This window comes from Culturomica massiliensis, from assembly GCF_900091655.1.
GTDB lineage: Bacteria > Bacteroidota > Bacteroidia > Bacteroidales > Marinifilaceae > Culturomica > Culturomica massiliensis.
The window spans coordinates 2,476,388-2,499,257 of the sequence record NZ_LT594621.1 but is presented as its reverse complement, the minus strand read 5'-3'; the positions used below and the strand labels follow the sequence as shown (position 1 = coordinate 2,499,257).

Sequence of the window (22,870 nt, the reverse complement as noted above, 5' to 3'; positions counted from 1 at the left end):
CTGATCGACAGTGAGGAGGGTATCGCGAGCAAGAAGCGTTACCGTACGGTGGAGATCGGGGGTAAGTGCTGGTTTGCCGATAACCTGAACCGTACGCTGGCGTCGGGTCAGTCGGGGGCGGTGAAGTGTTACGGTGATGTGGAATCGAATTGTGACACTTACGGACGTTTGTATAACTGGCTGGCAGCGACACAGAACGATGCTGGGGCCGGTGTGCAGGGTATTTGTCCTACGGGCTGGCATTTGCCGACAAATGACGAGTGGATCGATTTGTTTGCGACCTTAGGAACAACGGTGGATGCTTCGAATTCGGTTGTTGACGGAAAAGCGATTAAGGGAGAATTGAATTATTGGGGAGGAAAAACCAATCCGGCAGCTAATATCGGTGATAATACGATAGGCTTTAATGCCCAGCCGGGAGGCGGTTTGTTTTATGCATATAGCGGCAGTTATATGACGGAAGCCGGCATTGCTTCGAGGAACGGTTATAATGATATTGGTGAGCGTGGTTGGTGGTGGACGTCGACGACAACCGGAACATTGTGGAGTTATTGGTATTCCAATAGTACGGGTTGGTCGATGCAGTATATGCCTTATTATGTGCGGATGGATGAGGACGGCAAAGTGGCTTTCAATATCAATAAGATTGTAAATCCGTCTTATGCTTCTCTGACGAATACGATTTTCCATTCGACTGTACACCATTATATTTTGGATAATACAAGTTCGAACAATGGGAATGCATTGACCCGGGTGAGGACTAATTTTTATTTCAGTGTCCGCTGTGTCAAAGATTGAGGGACGAAGAGAGAAAAGGTGATAAATGAATGAACGTATCTGTAAAATAAGATAGAATGAAAGCGTGGCTTTTGGTCATATTGTTTTTTGTATGGGGAATACCGCATTTGTCGGCTGGGAATATAAGCCCGGTGCAGGGAAGGTCTGCGGGTGCAACCGGTATCGCTTCCGTAAAACTGACATTGACTCCTGATCCTGTAAACCGGGTGTTCAGAGGAGGGGACGATGTACAGTTCGGTTTGGATTTGGCATTTGAGGCTGACGGAAGACCGGCTTATAAATTGGCATGGCGTAAGCTGGGGCGGTCGGAAATCCTTTCGACGGAGGAAACGTTGAGTCTGAACAATATGACTGCTATCGAGAGCGGCCGTTATTATTGCCTGGTTACCGATACGGATCACAGTTCTGTCTATACTTCGGATACGCTGGAAATCAAAGTAATAGATACCAAGGTAAATGCCTACGGCTTTACCCGTCTTTGTCTGGGAGATACTGTAAAATACGGTGTGGCGGTGAGCGATACTTTTCAATATGCCTATACCTGGTATCATCTGCCTTCGGCAGATCCCGTCGGGCATGCTGAATTTTATACCGTCGAACCGGTGGAGCTCGCCGATGCGGGAGAGTATTATTGTAAGGTAGAAGATTTAACCAACGGTTTTGTGTTTTTATCGGATACCCTGGATGTCCGGGTTTCCGGTTATCCGCAGGTTGGGATCACCGTGAATGGGGTTACCAATAATGCGGCTAAGTCCTTTGCTTTCTGTTACGGCTCGGAAGTAACGCTTACGGTGGCAAACGGGGAAAGCGGACAGCCCGATGCCCGGTTTTTGTGGACCGGGAATGCTTTGGAAGGCGATTCCGGAGATCCGACGGTGAAAGTGAACCTGAAGCATACGTCCGTTTACCGGGCGATGATTACCAATAACGGTTGTGTGCGGGAAGATTCCGTCGAGTTGACGATGGTGCGTCCCGATGTGTTGTTGCCGGAAAGCCGTTATGTTATCGAGGGGGAAAATGTGACGCTCCAATCTTCAGCTGTCGGCGATAATTACACATATTCCTGGACCAATGGAACAAATGCGGGGGTAGCTACGTCGAAAAGCTATACTTTTAAGGCAGTGAAGGGAAAGACTGTCGTGGCTCTGGAGGTAAAGACAGCCGATGCTTTGCAGTGTAGCAACAGCGATACCTGTCAGATCATCGGGTTGCCTAAGATTGCTTATACGACATCCGTTAACGACGGCTATGTAATCAGTCGTAAACCGCTGGACATTATCCAGACGGATACGGTTCTTTGTGCCCGTCAGCCGTTGACACTGGAAGTTGCATACGGAGGATATGACGGTTATACCTACGAGTGGATGAAAATAGAGGGTGCTTCTGTATCTCCGGTAGATACGGGACGCATTATGCATATTGCTTCGGCAGAAGTGACGGCTGTCAGCGGCGTGAAGTATTTTTGCCGGGCTTATGATGTGGAAGCCGACGGCTATGTGTATTCGGATACCGTAAAGGTGGTTGTAAAATACAGACCTGTCGCAGAAATAACGGAACCGGACGCTCTGACCGGACAGTGCGGTGGTTATTTGGTAACTCTGAAGGGACGGGATGTTTTACAGGCATCTCCGATGACTGAATACCGTTGGACGGGTTCCGGTATCGTCAGTGGACAGCATTCGTCCGAACTGACGGCTAAAATGGGCGTAAACGGATTCTACCAATTGGAGGTAGGGATGGACGGCTGCTGGGATACAACGGATATTTACATCCCTACCATTATACGTACGATAGATATTGCTTCGCAATTGATTCTGCCGCAAGCTACGGATCAGGTGCAGTTTGTGGCTGCCCGTCCGGAGGGCGGCATTCTGACGTGGTATCCGAATGCCGACCCGGCCCGAGCCGTACAGGAGGGCAGTGGAGACGGTCCGACAGCCTATCTGAATATTCAGGAAGGCGATTCGCTGGTTGTTGTTAAAATGGACAAAGAAGGGTGTAGTTTTTACGACACCTGTATCGTTATGATCCGGGAATTCGTGCCTTCGGCAGATCCGGCGGCTCCGGATGACGGTTTCGCTTTATCCTATCCGAGTCTGCGGGTAACGTCTACGGTTCCCCGGGTGTGTATCGGCCGGGATGTTACGCTTTCCGTGTACAATCTGGGGTATGATAATTACAAATACGAGTGGCGTAAAGTCGGGGCTCCGGATCAGACGGGTTTGAGCGACAGTATTTCCTATACGATATTTCACGCCGGAGCCAATGATTACGGAAAATATTATTGCGTGGCTGTCGATCCGGAAGATCCGGCTACGATCATTTATTCCGATACCCTGACCTTGACGGTAGATGAAGGTCCGGAGGCCATTATCGATAGGGACGGGCTTGCACAGGCCTGTTACGGAGAAATCATCGATATCCACAGTTCTACGCTTTTCGGTGGTAGCGGTGCTGAAGTTGCCGACGTTTTATTATGGACGGGAGAAGGTATTGTGTCGGGACAAGGTACTCCGAATATAAAGGTAAAGGTAGGCGATGCTTTGCATTTTACCTTACGGGCCTCAAAAAATGAAGGTTGCTGGTCGGAAGATACGATTACCATTCCGGTTGTGAAACCTCAGGTTAAAATTTATCCGCCACTGACTTCCCTGGAAAAAGGAAAAGAACTTACTTTCCGGGCGGAGACAGCCGTTTCGACTTTTGAGTGGGGAAAAAACGGTGTCGCCGATGCGCAGACAGGAAAAGAGGTGAATATGACCTTCGATTCCACCGGTTATGTAACGGTTATCGCCAGTGAGAAAGGATGTATGGGCCGGGATACGGCACGGGTGTTTGTGAAATTCGCTCCGACATTTAACGGAGGAGAGAACGACGGGTTTACACTTTCCCGGGTAAAACCGAAAATCCCCGGAGAATTGCAGTTGATTAATGCCTGTCCGGATTCTTTGTTGACTTTCCGTATCCTTTATCCGGAAGTGGAGAATTTCAGTTATATATGGTGGAAGTTCGTACCGGGAGGTGATCCGCAATTGATATATGAAGGAGCCGAATATACGTTTAATGTGAAACGGGACGACGGCGGCCGTTATTTCTGTACGGCTTCCGGGCTGGATGGGACTGCCGACGGAACGGGAGTGCTGTATTCCGATACCTTACTGTTGCAGGTGGGGATCGGTCCGATAGCGCAGATTACGCCGACTCAAACAGTCGTTTGTATTGACGGGGAAGTTTCGTTGGATGCCAGCGCTTCGGCTGACGGAGCCGGTGGAGCTGTTACTTACCATTGGACCGGAGAGGGCATTACAGCAGAGAATGCAACGGATGCGATTGTTACCGTTTCGCCTCAGGCCGATGCCGTATATACGGTACGGGTCAGCAATGAAGGTTGTTCGGATACGGCTTCGGTAGCGATACAGGTAAATTCTCCTGTAATCGGATTGCCCGACCGTGTGCAATTACCGGCGCCCAATGCTTCTTATAAGGTCAATGCCGATATCCCGCAGGGAACTACGGTAGAATGGAGTTTCCGGGAAACAGCCACGAACGCTCTGATTCCCGGTAGCGGTGACCGGATCAGTGTGGCCCGGGACGGTTGGGCGATTGCCCGGGCGACGGATGGAAACGGATGTACCGTTTATGATTCCTGTTATATCCGGGTACGTCAGTTGGAACCCTATTACGGAGGGGAAGATGACGGTTTCAGCGTATTGGAAGTATCCACCAACGTGTGGCTTGAGCCGACCATAGATACCCTGCATTTATGTCTTAACAACCGCCTGTCTTTGAAGGCGGGTATCAGCGGTTTGGGACGTTATACTTATAGCTGGCACCGGGTGGAAGACGATACGGAAGGACATGTCGGTCCGGAATTGGGTACGGCAGCGGAACTCGATATCGACTATATGGGATTTGATCAGGCCGGAATATATTACTGTATTATTTCGGACCTGGAAGATTTGAAAGACAGTAAACCGAAAATGTATTATACGGATTCCATCCAGGTGCTTATTAAGAACGGTCCGGTGGCTAAGATTGAGCAGAAAGACGGTTCGACCGATTGGAATACGTGTTTGGGAAGCGAGACGGTATTGTTCGGAGGTTTGGAAAATGAAGGGGAGTTTTCCGGGGTGACCTACACCTGGTCGGGGGATAATTTCGAATTGATGAGCGAGGAGGTGATCAAAGCCCGGCCGTTGAGGGACGGTGTTTATTTACTGACGGTGAAGGATGGAGAAGACGGCTGTCAGGACACCGTGCATGTTAAATTCAATATATCCTCTCCGAAAGTGCGGATTCCCGCGACTTATCAGTTGGCGGCATCGGGAAATATAACGATTCAGGCAGAAGCCAACGGGACGGGGAGTTTTACCTGGCATAAGCGGGTGTATCCGAGTACTTCCCTGACATCGGACAATCCTGCCGTTATCAACGTAACGGAAGACACCCGTATTATCGTATGCTTCCAACAGGGAAGTTGCTATGGATTCGATACGACCGAAGTGTTTGTCAAGTATCCGCAGACTTTCGGCGGGGGTGAGGACGATGGTTTTGTCGCTTCGGATTTGGAATTGAAAGTAGGGTTGCTGAAAAATAAACTGGATGTGTGCCGGGGTTGGGATATCGTTATTCCGCTGTATACGGCTGAGTTGGGACGGGTGTTGAATTACAAATGGTATAAGGTCGGCGATGAAAGCCGGACCGTATTGAGTGAAGAGTCTACTTTGGTGTTGCGGGCAAATAGTATGGACGATGCCGGCGAGTATTATTGTATTGTAGCCGATCCTTCGATCAAGGATAATTTAAAAAAGACGGTCAGTACGGATACGGCTACCGTCACCATGATCAACGGTCCGTTGGCTGAAATCTCCGTACCCAATGCCAACCGGTTGAAAGATATTTTCTGCCGGGGCAGTGAGGAGACGATCAGTGCGCTGGCTACGGAAAATAAGAAGGTAAACGGTTCGGATGTTTATGCTTACGAATGGTTTGGGGAAGGCATTACATTTACAGCCCGTGATTATGAGATTACGGCAAAGATGGGAAATTCAGGGCGTTACATTGTCAAAGCTTCGCTCGGAGAATGTTATACCTACGATACGGTAGATATGCAGATATACGAGCCGGATATTTACGTGCAGCCGGTGGTTTTCTTACCGAAACCGGAGAATGTGGCGATCGGCGTGGATAATCCGGACGGGGATGAGATTATGTGGCGTTTTTATTATAATAATGCCCCTGATTATATGGTAGAAATGCAGCCGGGTGATACGTTGAAGTACAGAGTGATTGACGATGGCTTTGCAATTGTGGAGCGTTACGACAGCCGTTGTATCGGATACGATACCTGCCGCTTTTTTGTGAAGACGACGGGAACCTTCTCCGGAGGAGAGGACGACGGTTTTGTGACGGGAGGTTCCGGTGCCTATTGTAAACCGATTGTATTGACGGATGAAGTGTGTGAGGGCAATGTGGCAACGTTGTACGTACCGATGGTCGGAGATGATTTTTACCGCTATAAATGGGTAAAGGTCGGTGAAGAGAGCCGGGAATTCCCTTCTTCTCCGTTGTGTAAGTTCGAATCGGTAACGAAGAAAGACGAGGGTTATTATTATTGTATCATTACGGATGTCAATAACGATAAGACACTGACGACCGAGCGGGCTTATATGAAGGTGAAGGAATTGCCCAAATCTTCGATTAAGGTGGACGAGACCTCTGTTTGCTACGGAGAAGATATACGCCTGGAAGCGGACAATTCCCAATTGAAACCGGATATTACCTATAGTTATTTGTGGGGTGGGAAAGGACTGAAAAATTATGTAAGTCCGGTAACCGAGGCCCGGATTGAGGAAGACGGTGTGTATCGGTTGGTGGTATCCGACGGGGATTGTTATGTTACCGATTCGGTATCCGTGTCTGTTGTAAAGACACGCCTGGAAGTGGAGACAATCCACCACCTGAAAAAAGGAGAGGGGTTGACGATGACGGCGAAAGTGAACGGTTCGGCGACGGAGCCGGTGACCTGGCTGGTGGGCAGTAATTATTACCGCAATATCAATCCGTTGGAGTTGGCAGCTTCTTCTTTGACCAAATCGATGGCTTATACGGTCAGTACAACCGGTAAATGTACGGTAGAGCTGAACGGAATGATCTATGTGCGTGAGAATACGGCTTATGCCGGTGGTAATGACGACGGGTATGTGTTGCCGAACAACCTGCCGCAGATTCTCGATCAGTGTGATGTATTGCTGGGATGTAATGTCGATACGGCAGTATTGTGGGTGTCTGTGCTGGAATCGGAAAATCTGATTTACAGTTGGGAAAAATATTTTGAAACGGGAGGATGGAAGACTTTCCAGCCGGTTGTCGGAGATACCCATGTTTCCGGACAGGATTCGGCCCGTTTGATTTTTAAATCGATATTGACTGATGACGGTGGCCGTTATCGCTGCAAGATACGTAACAATTACGGGTATACGTATAGCCGGGAAATCCGTCTTGTCAAAGGAGGAACACCGGATTTGTCGGCTTATCCGATTGTCGGTACTCCGGTTTGTGAGAAGACGGAATTTACCTTTATTACGAATGCGGATATTCCGCACGGCGGAACTGCACAAGGAACGAATCTGCATTGGAAATGGTATTATTCGAAAGACGGTATCAATTTCTCGCAACGCAAGCCGGAGGTAGATTACGATAATTCTTCCTTTACGGTGAAGCCGTGCAAGGAGTCGGATGAAGGTTATTATATGGTGCAGGCGGAAAATTTCTGTGGTTCGGCTTACGATACTACTTTCCAGGAAATCTGGGAGGCTCCGCGTTTTGTACAGCAGCCGTCGGATATTTATGTGTGCGACCGGGGAAGTGTCGAAGTGGTTACGGAAGTAGAAGGCGGTGGTACCTATAAATATTCGCTCTGGCAGGTAAATGTCGATAATAAAGGAAATTATGTGAGCGATAAACGGCGTATGATGCGTGAGCAGACCTCTCCGAGCTATACCTTTAATATGGTAGAGGCATTCGATGACGGGTATTACCAGTGGAGGGTATCCAATCAGTGTGATTCTGCCCGGAGCAAGCTTTTCCGCTTGACGGTAGAGCAACCCATTGTGGCTGATTTCGAGTTAGTGGATACGACCGTATGTGCCGGTGTGGGTAATTCGTTGCTGATGGTGGCACAGGGGAATGTAACGAATCCGACTCCGACCTTGCAATATTATTGGGAAAAAGACGGTGTACGCTTGTCCGGAAGCAGTAGCAGTTACCGGATTACCAATCTGGAAGAGGCGGATGCCGGAGTTTATATTTGCTGGGCTAAACATTCCTGTCCGGAAAAACAGATCAAGCAATATACGGTACGTACGAAATCCCGTCCGAAAATTACGATGCCTGTCGAGTTGAATGACGGCGGTAATTATTGTGAGGGAGCTACCGTAGAGATGAAGATCGATTATACGTCGGATGCCGGAGAAGTGAAATGTTTCTGGGTGCGTGAAAATACTCAATTGGCAGACGACGGGCATTTCAGCGGAACACATACCTGGCATATGACCATTAATAATGCGGTATATGCCGACCGGGGGACCTATTATGTGAAATTACAGAACGATTGCCCGGGTGTGACTTCCAGTAATCAGGTGTATCTGAATATAAAAGAGAAGGCTCGTTTTACCCGTGATCTTTCGGATCAGGCAGCGAAGCTTTGTGTCGGCAGTACCCTGACTCTTTCGGTCAGTACGAGTGGGGTAGCTCCGATTACCTATACATGGATGAAAAACGGGGAGCCGATCAGCGGAGCGAGGTCTTCTTCCCTGAAACTGTCTAATGTGACACATGATGCAACAGGAGAGTATGCTTGTTATATACAGAATGAATGCAGCGGTGTGGAGGGTGCTACAACCAAGACAACGGTAGAAGTGATTACGCCCGTTGCATATGAAATTCAGGGCGGCGGCGGTTATTGTGCCGAAGATTTCCGGGAAATCAGACTCAGCGGGTTTGAGACGGGAGTAACTTATACGTTGAAGCGCAGGAATAAGCTGGATGAAACGTCATATACGACCCTGAGAACAATCGACGGGGATACGGTAAGCACGCCTTATCTGACTTTCGGCAGATGGGGAACAGGGTATTACCATGTGGAAGCTTCTGCCAGAAAAGGGACGACGACCTGTACCGCTACAATGCAGGGAGAGATATACATTTATCAGAAGCCGACACCGCAGCAATTCGATTTCTTTGTTTCAGACCCGATGTGTACCGGAGAAAAGTACGGTTCGTTGAAACTGGCGCAGACGGAAACACAGGATGTGGAATACGAGTTGCAGGTTTACCGGAAACTGGCGATGTTGGAAGGCTGGGTGACCTTCCGGGCTCCGCTGCCGGGAACGGGAGCTCCGTTGGTATGGGAGAATATTGCTCCGGATGCTTATCGGTTGATTGCCAGAAATAAAGTATCGGGTTGTGAGGTGCAAATCGGAGAAAATGATACGATAGCTGAGCGTCCTTATCCGGTGGCTTACGATTTGTTTGCCGTAGGCGGCGATACGACGGCCTGTTACGGTATGGAGAGTGATGTGGTGTTGCAATTGGCCAATAGTCAGAAAACCTGTCAATATACTTTGTATAAAGACGGGGAAACAACCGGCAGAACCGAGTCCGGAAACTTGATTCTTTGGGATAAGGTGAAAGGCGGTGTCTATACCGTACATGCCGTTACGAATTACGGTTGTGAAAAAGATATGGGCCGGGTAGAGGTAGTCGACTTGCCACAATTGGATCTCTGGCTGTTGAGCGGCGACCGGGTGTTCTGTCAGGAAGAAACCGGGGAGCGGCATTATGTTGTTCAGGAAGGCTCTACGCCGGGAACCGAATACAGGCTTTATGCGGCTTCTTCAAGTGTAGCGCTGGATACGATGTTCGGAGACGGTAAGTATCTGAATTGGCCGGTGACCCTGACAAAAGACGAGACGTATTATGTTGTTGCCCGGGATACGCACGATATGTGTATACAAAATATGGGGAATGAGGTTAAAATAGACGCCAATAAATTAAAAATCAGCGTTATACCGGATACCTTGATCATTGTTAATACGAAGGCTCATTTGTGGGTAAATATAGAGAATGCCATGGGAACACCGGAAGTTGTCTGGGCTCCTGCCGGTAAATATACGCCGATTGAAGGCTCGTATGATGTGATGACGGAGATATTGACAAAGGGTGAATTGTATGCCGTTACCGTACAGGACGACTATTGCTCGGCCGAAGGGATGGTGCAGGTAAATGTGGAAGGACAGGAGTTGGCGGCAGAATTAAGGGCTTCGGATTGTTTTACCCCGATCGATACCTTGTATCTTTGCGAGGGGGACAATGTCAGTTTGTGTGCTTTTGTAACCGGCGGCGGCGGAGATTACGTTTACTCGTGGACGGATGATTTTTATACGGACAGCATTCCTGTGGCTCATAAGAGTAAAATTACATATATCCGGAACGGTAATCAGGACGGCTTTGTCGCTCTGAAGGTGCAATCTGTCTATAAAGACCATATACAGGAAGTGCTCGATACCGTGTGGATACGGGTACGTAAAAAACCGGATGTATTCCTGGAAAACGGTTCGTTAACCTGTGTTGTTCCGGGAGCGGATACGGCTGTCAGACTTTCGGGTACGGAAGCCGGTGTCGTATATGAATTGTTCTGGCGTCCCCAGGTAACGGTGGCTTATGCTTCCAGGGGGCAGGTGACGGGTGACGGCAACGCTGCTTCTTTCCCGGTTAATGCCTATGCAGATGCAGAACATGCCGGTTATTACCAGTTGAAGGCAACGAAGAATTATACGGAGGTCGAAGGAAATACACAGTGTGTATTTACTACTCCTGTATTCCAGATCAGACGGGCTCCGAAGCGCGATACCCTCAGGACCGGTGATTTTACGGAATATTGTGAGGGAGAGCGGAAGGATACGCTATATCTCGGCCATTCGGAAACCGATGTTACCTATCGTTTGCTGAGAGGCAGCAAGATTGCCGGACAAAATCCGGTGTTTGTGGAACAGAAGACCGGAACAGGAGATCGGTTGGAATTCAGGGGAACATACGGCACAGGACATTATCAGGTTGTTGCTGCCTTGGATCGGTGTATCGATACGATGGCCCGGTTTGCGGATATCAATTCCAAGCCCCGCCCGGTTATTGATCCGTTGGTGGAAGGTATGCACGATCATTGTATCAGTGAGACGGCCATTCGTGTGAAGATCGTTAATCCGAAGTTTGGAGTGAGGTATTCGATTTACCAGCAAGATAATGTAAACGAGATCGTCGGAGAAGCCGGGGGCTCGGAAGATTTCCCCCTGATTTTACCCGATCCGGTTACTGTCGGAAATTACTTCCTGGTGGCTTACGACCCGAGTGTGCAATGTAGCGATACCGTGCAGGGATTGACGGTTATTGCCGATCCCGGAAGCCTGACATTGCCGAAGACGGCTTTTAAATACTGTAACAATGAAGCCGGGGTTGACGGCGGGGAGATCATTGCAGTGGGGGCTGATCCGTTGGTTAAATATGAGTTGCGTGATGCCTTGGGGAATAAGATCGGCGATTTTATGCACCTGAAAGACGACACGATCTGTTATAATGGTGTGATTCAGGTGACCGGAACAAGCGGTAACGAGTTTGATATTTATGCCAATGCCGGAACCTGTTCGGCTGCCAAGGGGTATTTCAATGTGGGGATTTCCTATGCGCCTTCGGACATGGCTTTGCTCGGCGATACACTCGGATGTATCGGAATGCCTCATTTGATGGGTCTGGCCACTTCAGCTACGGGCGTAACCTATTCCTTGTACAAGGATGATGATACGGAACCGTTGCAAACATTGGAGGGGGGCGGTAAGCTGACTTTCGGCTATTATCAGGACCTGGGTATTTATTCCATCCGGGCCCGGAATGCCGAAGGTTGCGAAAGTGTGATGAGCCATCGGTATCATATCCGGGAATTACCAACTTTCTATAAGATCTATACGGAAGGGAATGTCCTGAGTTATTGCGAAGGAGACGAAGGAGTACAATTCGGAATAACCGGAACACAGGAAGGCGTGATTTATTATCTGCAGGCCTGGGATATCGTTAAAGAAAATTTCAAGGATGTGCAGGGTGTTCAGTTGTCCGGTATCGGTTCCGGTCCTATGTTGTTCGGAGGCCGCTATAAGAGCGGTACTTACCGGATACGGACGGACTATTGCAATCTGCCTATGCTGGATACGATCGAGATTACGGAGCGGCCGTTACCGGCGTTGGTAAATCTGGATTATGAAGGGAAGGCTTGTATCGACAGTCTGATGTCGATCGTGGTGAAACAACCGGAGAGCGGTTCCAGCTATATGCTGAAATACAACGGAGTGGATGCCGGGATGACGGTATTGCCCGGGGATGCGGAAGTGAAATGGGATATTGCACAAGTCGGCAGCGGAGTATATACCGTATCGGCAGAGAGGGACGGATGTACGCGGGAATTGAAAGACAAGATCACGGCTGCTGCGGCTCCGTTGATCGGGGAGTTGCAGGGTATTGTTACCAATAAGTGCGAGGGAGATACGGCGATGTTGTATCTGGAGGAATGGGAAGGAAATGCCGTTTATTCGCTGTATACGCTGGATGGTAAGTCCGGATATAAAGGGACGGATATCGACGGTAAAATGGTATTTGCCGAGGTGCCTGCCGGATCGGATTATTATGTGTCTGCCAGACGGGAAAATTGTACCGTGGAACGGGGGGCTTTCGAATTCCCGGGTATTGCGTTGCCGGTATTGGCAGAGAATACGATGCAGGTAATCGATTGCCAGCCGGATCGGATTTCCTCGATTCAGTTGACCGGGTTAAAATCCGATTATCAATATACTTTGGCCGGAATGACTGAATCCTATCAGGTGAAAGCTTTTGCCGGCGATACGTTGATCCGGAATGTCAGCAACGGAGAATATGCGTTGGTGGCATACGATCCGTTGACTACCTGTACGTCAGAACCTTTGACCGCAACCGTACGGAACAGCGTACCGCAGGATTCGATTGTCGGACAGTTGGAATATTGTCAGAATGAGAAAGGAGTGCAGGTGCATATTTCCGGACAGACTTACGGCGTACTCTATACCTTGAAAAATGCCGATACCGGAGTGCCTGTCGATAGTATGACTTCGGCAACGGTGTTTAACAAGACCGTTCCGGCCGGTCGTTATGTATTTAAGAGCGAGCGTGTCGGATTGTGGGGAGGGTGCTGGACGACGGATACCTTTACCGTTCAGGAATATCCGTTCCCGAATGTCCGGTTGGATGTCGAAGTGCCGGAAGGGGCTTTGTGTGCTGCCGGGTCGAATGAGATTACGATAAGCAATTCCGAGGAGCATGTATATTACATGTTAAAAAATACGGATACGGATACCTATTTGGATACCATTTACGGAAACGGCGGGCGTATACAGTTCGTCGGGCGGAAGCCGGCCGGCCATTATAAGATAGAGATGGCGTATAAAGGGTTGTGTGCGAAAAAATATTACGATACGTTTACCGTCAGTGATGTGCCGCCTAAAGCAGAGGTGTCCGATTGTGATTATTGCCAGGATGCCGATATACAGGAGACGGGATGTGAATTGTATCTTGCCGGGTTGAAAACGACGGCCGAATATGTATTGTACAATAAAGCCAACAGTCAGGCTCTGGATACCCTGTACGGTGTCAGTGCCGGATATTACAAGGCGTTGCCGGCAGGTGACTATTTCGTGACCGGTACTTATATCGAGAATCAGTGTGCCGACGTCGTAGCGGAAATGTCTATCCGCCGTCTGACCAAACCGAAAGTCTATCCGATTGTCAATGCAAACGGAGGCGGGGATTGTGCTACGGAGGTACAGGTGGCGCTTTCCGGCGGATATGAAGGAGACAGTGTGAAGTATTACCTCTATATGGATGGTTTCTATCAGGTGGAAGGTCCGGTAACGGCTTCGCAGACAGGGGTTAACTTTAAAAAATATAAGACTCCGGGTAACTATACGGTGTATGCCGTGAAAGGGGACGGAACCTGTTCCGCCTGGATGGACGGCAGTGTCGTGTTGTACGACCGTCCGGCCAATGCCGAGTTGAAAGTAGATGGTTATAACTGTAGCGGGGAAGCATCGGCAAGAGAAGTGACGATTACGGCAACCAAGACGGAACGCGACTGGAAATATTATATCGCCAACGAAACTTCGGTATCGGAGAAGAAGGAGGGAGCACCTTATGTCGAGCTCACCTGGAATAAGATCGGCGGTAAACGGTTGCCTTCCGGCCGGTATATTCTGTATGCTTCCAATGCATGTGATTCCGTCATTGCTATGGATACGGCCTGGGTATACGATGCGGCTGCTCCGCAGCAGGTAAGTCTGAAACGTTACAGGGACGGTGTCGTTTGTGACGAGGATAGTTATGATTTCAATTTAGGCACCAGTGAAAGAGGGGTTACTTATACCCTGAATTTCGGCGGAGAAACTTTTGAAGCGATCGGAGACGGAAAATCCGAACTGTATCTGGGATCGGTAACGATGAATACGAATCAGCGGGTAGCGATGTTGTATGCGACGGTAGATACTTCCCAGTGTACATATTTTATCGACTCACTCCGGTTGATTAAGGACCGTACAACGGAGAATCCGCATGTCGTCGGTACGGATACCTGTGTGGAAGCGGGGAGTTCCATTACGATAAGTTTACATCAGCCGCGTGTGCCTTTGCTGGATTACTACCTGATGGTAAACGGACATCCTGTAGATACGATACGCGGGGATGCTCCGACGAGTAATCTGAGCTTTAAGCCGCAGACGGAAATCGGATGTTATTCGTTATATGCTACCAGTAAAACGCGGAAGTGTGATGCCGAATATCCGGCCCGGTGTATGAGTCTGGCTCCGGACGTACGTTCGATTGCTACGGATTGGAACGGGCAGTTGTGTGAAGGGGAAAGTCATGAGGTGGTCGTGTTGCAACCGCAGGCCGGTGTGAAATACCATTTGGTAAAGAACGATGTGGTTCAGCGGGACTCGGCTTACGGAGAAGGGGAATCGCTGGTGGTTGCTCAGGTAAGCGAGCCCGGTAATTACAAAGTAATGGCCCGGGTATCCGATGCTTGTACGGCTATGCTTGACGGCGAATTGAACGTCGTTTTGAATCCGAAACCGGAATTGCATGTGATTAAGGAGTATACTTATATAAAGGGAGGAAACGGGGTTGAGATTACGATACCCCGACCGACCAGTCCGGGAGTATATTATCAGATCGGTACCAAACAGGACTATCCGAATAAGACGATTTACTATGCGGCTGCCAATGAATACGGGGATGCTGTCAATTTGAGCACAACGGGTATCCGTTATAAAGCCGGGACATATATGGTATGGACTTTCCAGACAGGACCGGGTGCATTCAAATGTGTGGCCGTCGATAGTATTGTCGTGAAAGAGGTCGGGGTCGAAGAGTTCGATCTGGAGGTTATCGGTACGCCTTACATGTGTGAGGCGGGAGAATGTCGTAAGCTCCGCCTTTCCGGTAGTGAAAAGGGCACGCATTACGAGTTGTTCCGCCGTGCGGGTGAAAAGGTAGACTTTGTGGCTTCGGCCGATGGTTCGGGGAAGACGATCGATTTCGGTTCACAGTGTGATACGGGTTACTATTATGTCATCGCTTCCAAGGATATTCTGGATGTGGCGAGCGGAGAGACGATCAGGGCAGAAGCCCGGATGGGGGCAGAGGTGCATTTGTATGTGGCTTCTAAACTTGAGAGATACCGGCTGATTGCAGAGAACGACGGATATTGTTATTTGGGTGCCGACGGAATGCCGGCAGCACCGGGAGGTTCTGTGATATTGGAAAGCAGCCAGTCCGATCAGGTGACATATCAGTTGTATTGTAACAATAATCCGGTACCGGGACAGACCCTGACGGGAACCAGCGGCGGTAAGCTGAAATGGTCGAACTTGCTGGGTAAAACCTGTGATAAGAACAGTGATATCGGAAATGAATATAAAGTAGTGGCTACCGACGGTAAGTGCCAGGTAGAAATGTCCGGAACGGTGAATATCGTTGCCGTAAATCCGCCCCAATTGATCAAACAGCCGCATGACGTTTCCGTTTGTACGGGTGAATTGGCTGTACTGGGAATTCAGGCTTACGGCTGCTTGCTGCATTACGAGTGGAGGTCGCGCGACCGTATTGTTCATACGGATGAGGGTGATGTGCTTGTGAAAGGGGAAATTGTCGGCAATTCTTCTTCTTATGTGATCGACAGCGTGACAATGGCGGATATGGGCGTTTATGAATGTACCGTCTCCAATTATTGTAAGAGTATCGACATCGATACGATAACGGTATCGGTGCGGGAAGTCGTTCGTATGCCGGAGAAGATGGTCGATAAGATGGTCTGCGGCACGGCAAGCGACAGTGTCAAACTGGCCAGTCTGGCCGTCGGTGAAAACTATTTCTGGTACAAGGCCGGATCAACGGATACTTTGGCCAAAACGCCCGTATTGACATTGAAAAATGTAACCGAAGCGGCAGATGCCGGAGACTATGTCTGCTGTACATGGAACAGTTGCGGTGCTTTGTTCGATACGGTACGGCTGGAATTCAACCGGGAACCGGATGTGACGGGCTTTACTTATCGTACCGATACCCTTTGTGCCGGTTCGGCATTCGAATTGAATATCGAGAGCCGGGATACGCTGTATTGGTACCGGAATGACCGGCTGATCAGCGGTAAGCAGGATCAGAAATTGCAGATCGATTCGGTTACGTATGCTGAGGCGGGTACGTATAAAGTATTGGCGCGTAATGCTTGTAAAGAGAAGGAATTCAATCTTGTCCGACTGTATGTTGACGATACATTGCGTCCGACAGTTCTGCCTGTGGACAGCAAGCATTATTGTGAAGGCTCCTTGTTGCAATTGAACGTGCAGTTCGAACCGGCTGCGGATCCGGAAGCCGGATCGCGTATCTATACAATGTGGGCGAAACGGAATGTTGTTGATCCGGGCTATACCAATGCGCTGACTTATTCCATCAATACCACGGCCCGGGATGAAGGCGGATTTATAGAGGTGAACTATTGGAACAAATGCGGCCGGGGATCGAAGGTACATTATATGTATATCGATAAACCGGTGAAACTGGCGAATTTTGTGAAAGATTCCGTAGTCAGTGTGTGTTCGGGAGAAGGAAAGACGGAAGTCATTATCCGGGATCCGGTACAAAACCTGCCTTCCTATAATACCTATCAGTGGTTTAAACGGAGTGGAAGTACGACAATACCGGCCGGTAACAGCGATACGTTGCAGATTGAGAAAAAAGTGGCCAATACGGGGGTATTCTATTGTGTTGTCAGCAATACCTGCAGTACGGTTACTTCCGGAGATGTGAATTTACATATCGACACGATTCCGACAGTCATCACTCAGCCGAAGGCCGACAATCCGTATTGTGAAAACAGTACGCTGGGCGTGAAAATGAAAGCCCGGGGCGGGGATTTGAAATACAATTGGTATGCGATAAAGAAGAATTCCGCTGTTGCCGAGCGTGTCGGTTATCTGGAGAAAGGTGAGATCGAGTCGGAAGCGCAGTGTACGATGGAGAAATTGTCTTATGATTTCGATAGTTGCCGGTTGTGGTGTATGGTTGAAAACAGTTGCGGTTATGTGTTGACGGATACGGTGATTGTCCGGGTAGACCGGGAGGTTGATCTGAGGACGAACAGGACGTTGGCTTATATTTGCCCCGATGATGTGGCGAAGGTTGTGGTATCCACGACTGTCCCGGCCTGTACCCGCTGGGATTATTATGTGGCCCGCGAAGGGGAGGAAAAGGTGTTGCATTCTGTAGCCGGTTCCGATAGCGATACCCTGAGATTGAACCGGGAAGGGGTGTACCGGATATTCGACATCTTTACGACGGATACGAAATGTTATGCCGCAGAGAGTGAGGTGATGGTGACCGTACAGCCGCATGATTTGTTCTATGTCTCTTTGGACCATGTCGGCCGGGATACGGTTTGCCGCGGCGAGTCCGTTCGGTTGAGGGTTAAAGTGGAAGGAGGCGAAGCTCCGTGGCGGATCGATATCCGGCGCAGGGGAGATGGAAATACGGCTCCTGAATTGGGAAGTTTACCGGTTGAGATCTGGTCCAACGATACGATTTTCGAACTGAATGTAATTACCGATCAGAAATTCTATATTGCCTCTGCCTCTCAATTTACGGACCCGGATGCATGTGCCGGTATTGTCCGGGGCGAGGATGTGCTTTTCGTGATACAGCAGCCTTACGGCACACGTATCGGAAATGTGACGGATACCGTTTTCGGACAATGTCAACAGGTGAATCTGGTGGATTTGCTGCAGCCTTATCCGGATGCCTCCATCGGTAAATTCTACCTCAACGGTAAATTGAGCGATGATAATATCCTGTCCGGTGCTGCGGGAAGGTATAAGGTGGTGTACCGGGCTGAGACATCTGCGGGCTGTGCCGATTCGGCTCAGGTTTATCTCCGGTTGGATAAGCTGCCGGAACCGAAGTTGAGTTTGAGTACTCCGGATATTTGTCACGGCGGTAAAGCTGATCTGTTACTTGAAGCCAACGGTGCCGGTGCCTTTAATTTTACGATCCGGGCCATTGCTTATGATGTCAACGGAAAGATGATCGGCCGGCCTACGTCGTTGAGCAATACGATGGATAATGCGATTTCTTACGCGCTCAGTTACGATGAGACGATGAATTCTTCGGATTCATATCGTACGTATCAATTGATCAGTATTACGGACAAGCACGGTTGTGTTGTCAAACCGGCCGATGAGCCGCTGAAATTGAATTGCCGCAAATCACCGGGATTCCGGGTAACCGGCAGGCATCCGATCGTGACGGGAAATAACGAGGACGAAACGATTCAAAATTTCGTGGTTCCTGTTTCCAATAAGATTGTGAGCTTTATGGTATATATGCCGAACGAGTTGGGGACCAAGCCGTGGAACAGTTATGTCGAATACACCCGTCTGGACGGGTCTGTCGGTACAAGTTCGAAATTGAAACTGACGACAGATGCGCGTCTCTTCCAGTCGACGGAAGCCGGAACTTACCGTTTTACGGTTTCAGATGCCTATTGTCCGGGCCGGAAGACGGTTGTACGTACGGTTACCGTATTGGATACCGTCTTTATCAGGACGAAAGTGCTTCTGGAAGGGGCTTATCGCAAAGATGAAAAGAAAATGGCCAGTACGTTGTGGACCAATAATAAGGTTCCCAATGCCCAGTGGGGAAATAAATGGCCGGCATTGGGCGAACGGAAAGGTGTCGATTGGGTTACGCTTGAATTGAGGAAAGACAGCGTCAACGGAGAAAAAGCATTCAGCGGTCAATTCCTGTTGTTGGATGACGGAACGGTGGTCGACCGAACGGGAAGCGAAGCCTTGCCCATACCCAATGTCGATTTCGATACGAAATATCATCTGGTCATTAAACACCGGAACCATTTGGCTATCGGTTCTGCCTTGCCGGTTACTCTGGCGATGACCCGTGACGAAGCAGTACTGATGGATATGCGTATGCTGGGGAACATTTATGTTAAGGAAGGGGATGCAACGCTGCATGTCGTTTGGCTGGGCCAGATCAATTCAGTCTCGGTATTCGGAATGTGTGTCGGGGATGTATTCGACAATGCTTTGATAACCATAAACAATGCGAATGAAAGTATCTGGAAGGCGATTCATGAATTCGGATACTATAAAGCAGACGTGAATTTCGACGGATTCGTTACGATTCCGCAGATTTCCTCTTCGGACGGAAAACTTTATCCGGACCCGGCAGGAGCGGAACGGGACGATATGTCTAAAATTTATAACAACCGGGATAAATTTTCGGAGATAATAAATTAGCATATATTTTGAAAAATGTGTTAATGTTAGTAAATTTGCAAGAAAATGTCAATATTTTATAATATTTCCCATAATTATGGTAAAAATAATAATTGCAATCCTATTGCTGATTGTTTGGTTACAACCGGCAATAGGTAATGATGTTCGTATCCGGGGCGAGGCGAAAGTTCAGGCTATTACGGAGAATACGGCATTGATTACGTTCCCGTTGTCCTGGGAGCATTCCTGGCGGGAAAGTGAGAGTTGGGATGCCGTGTATTTATTCGTAAAGTACCGGCGGGTAGGAGTGAATGAGCCGTGGCATCATGCTTATCTGAAAGAGGACGGACACCGGGTGACGGGGGGAGGAAATGTCCCGGCGATGGAATTTTTGCCGGTAAAAACGGAGAACATCAATTTGTTGCGGATGGACGTCATATATGCCGGAAATTATCAGCCGACACAGATTACATCCAAGCAGGAGGTAGCGGGGGTATTTTTATTCCGGCGTACACCCGGAAACGGGAATCTGAACATTCCCCGGGTGTCTTTGGAATGGGATTTCAAGCAGGGGGATTTGAATCTGTATTATGATGTAACGGTAGAGGATATCCGTCAGGGGAAAATAGAGGTTTCCGTACAGGCGGTAGAAATGGTGTATGTTCCTAACGGGCCTTATTACCTGGGGGACCGGATTTCTCCTTATTCTTTCGTTTCCGAGGAATGCAACTCTGCTTTTTATGTAAATACGGACGATGAGGTAAAGGTGCATATTATGGGAGCGACGGCAGACAGGGGAGTACTGAACAGATGGGTGGTGCCGGATTTGTATCCGACGGGCTATACCGGATTTTATACGATGAAGTATGAGGTGTCGCAGGAACAGTATGTGAATTTCCTGAACCGGATTACCTATACCGATCAGAAAAAACGCATCGGAAACGACCTGGACAATCTGGCTCCGGGGCAATTTGCTTTCGGAAAAAAAGATGTGCCGAATTACCGGAACGGCATCATTTTGCAGGAACGGTTCCGTACTCACGATACGGCCGTTATCTTCGGTTTCGATCTGAACGGAAACGATCCGATCAATTCGGATGCCGACGGAAAAAGTGTGGCCTGTAATTACCTGACGCCCGATGATGTCCGGGCTTATTGCGATTGGGCGGGTTTGCGTCCGCACAGTGAAATGGAATATGAAAAAGGATGTCGTCAACGGAATCCGGCTATTGGGGCCAATGACCGCTCTTTTGCGTGGGGCACGCCTAATTTTGCTTCTTTGCAGGCCTGGAATATTTCGACCGTGAAAAATGACAATGCGGAAGACGAGGAAGTATTGATCGCCAATGCTGCCAATACCGGTCGTATGAACGGTCCGAAAGTGCATAATCTCGGGCCGGTCAGATGCGGGGCTTTTGCGACGGAGACTTCCGATATCTATAAAGCCGGTGCTTCCAAGTGGGGAATTATGGAAATGACGGGGAATTTAGCCGAGATTTACTACAATGCCCGGCAGGGAAAAAATTTCAACGGGGAAGTTTTCGGGGATGGGAATATATGGTCGTCTGTGGCTTCCTGGCGGACGGATACGGTGGTACATGTTTATGGAATATTTGATGTCGGACAGGGAAATTATACGGTGATTGCTTCCAAAAGTCTTCCGATGCAGACCATCAATAAAAAAGGCAACCGGATGACAACCATCGTCCGGCAGGCGAAATCCGGATATTGCGGAAGTTATTGGGGGTGTGAGATTGTGATAGACGAAGATGTAACGATTCCCTGGCCGGTAATGGACTGGCCGGCTGCGAAAGAAAACTTTATCCTGAAAGGCGGTTCTTTTGCTTCGGAGGCTTTAGGCGCAGGCAGTTCTTTGCTGGTGGGCGACAATATGGCGGTGTCGTATCGTGGAGATACGGTATATGCCAGGGCTTTGCCGGATGAATTGCGTTATGCTTATTCCGGTTTCCGGGGAGGACGCAGTGTGCCGATGAAATCGATCCTTACCGGAAAGATTGAGGGACAGGGAGGCAGAAACCCCGATACGGCCCTTATATGTGCCGCTCAGCCGTATGCGATTACGGAAGTTGAGCCGGGAGACGATACCCCGGCTTCTACCGTTTATTTGTGGGAAATGAACGATGAGGGAGCAGGCTGGGAGGCTTTGCCCAACAGCAATACCCAGAACTGGACTCTGAATACCTGCCTGATCGATGAGACATTGTATCACACTTATAAATTCCGGCGGCAAAGTATTGCTTCACATGCCGAGTCATACGGGAACGAGGTAACGGTAGTCGTACCGGGCTATGTCATTAACGGAGGGAACAGCTATATGGAGATGAACCCGTATGTTTCTTCGGTTACTTTACAGACGGACCTGGGAATTGCCGGAGATGTAAAAGTGGAATGGAGGTTGGAGTCGAAGAGTACGTGGCATTTGTTGTCCAATCAGATAGGAGTAACGAAAGATATCGTGACGGTTAACCGGACCGATCTGACTTCCGAGATTCCTTTGAATGACGGTGGTGCCTGTAAAGTGCGGGTAACCGTGACATTGGGGGCCTGTACGTTTGAAAAAATCCTGGATTTGGCGGTTCGGGTGGCCGGATTGGCTTGTCCGGCTACAGTAACGGATAATGACGGAAATTCCTATGCTGTAGCACAACAACCGGACGGACGTTGCTGGATGATGGTGAATTCGAAGGTGTTTGTAAACGGTGCTTCTACCGGAGGATTGTATACGTGGAAGCAGATACAGGCCAACGGAGATAATTTGTGCCCGCCGGGATTTGCTATTCCGACGAAGCAGATGTGGGATGTGCTGTGGCGTTTTTATGCGACACAGGGAGAATCTCCGTGCGGCGATCCGGCTACACAGGATTATGTAAGTGACGCAGATCCATGCAGTACTGGGTATAATCCGGGCTTGTATGCACCGGGACTCGATAATTTTATGGCAGCGATGGGCGTACCTCCTGCCGACGGTAATTTAGGTGGCTGGTGGCTGAAGGATTTGAACGGTTGGTATGTTAATATCAGCTACGATACGACGGATCCTTATTTTAGTGTTATGTCTTTCGAACCGGATGCGACCGTAGGAAATCCGCTGGCTACGGAAGGAAAACACCCGATACGTTGTTATAAAAAGTAAGAAA

At 49.1% G+C, this 22,870-nt stretch carries 3 protein-coding genes; all 3 read left to right on the top strand.

Annotated elements, in window-relative coordinates; genetic code table 11:
• Positions 1-798 (top strand): FISUMP domain-containing protein (locus tag BN8908_RS11830; RefSeq protein ID WP_276525972.1); only part of this gene is annotated, 798 nt, incomplete at its 5' end.
• A 56-nt stretch (positions 799-854) separates the two neighbouring features.
• Positions 855-19,733 carry an immunoglobulin domain-containing protein gene (locus tag BN8908_RS11825; protein ID WP_068690749.1) on the top strand — a complete coding sequence of 6,293 codons (18,879 nt, stop codon included), beginning with the start codon at positions 855-857 and terminating at the stop codon, positions 19,731-19,733.
• Between the two features lie 76 nt (positions 19,734-19,809).
• Positions 19,810-22,866 (top strand): SUMF1/EgtB/PvdO family nonheme iron enzyme, encoded by a 3,057-nt coding sequence (locus tag BN8908_RS11820; RefSeq protein WP_021988033.1) that lies wholly within the window; start codon positions 19,810-19,812, stop codon positions 22,864-22,866.
• The last annotated feature ends 4 nt before the right edge of the window (positions 22,867-22,870 follow it).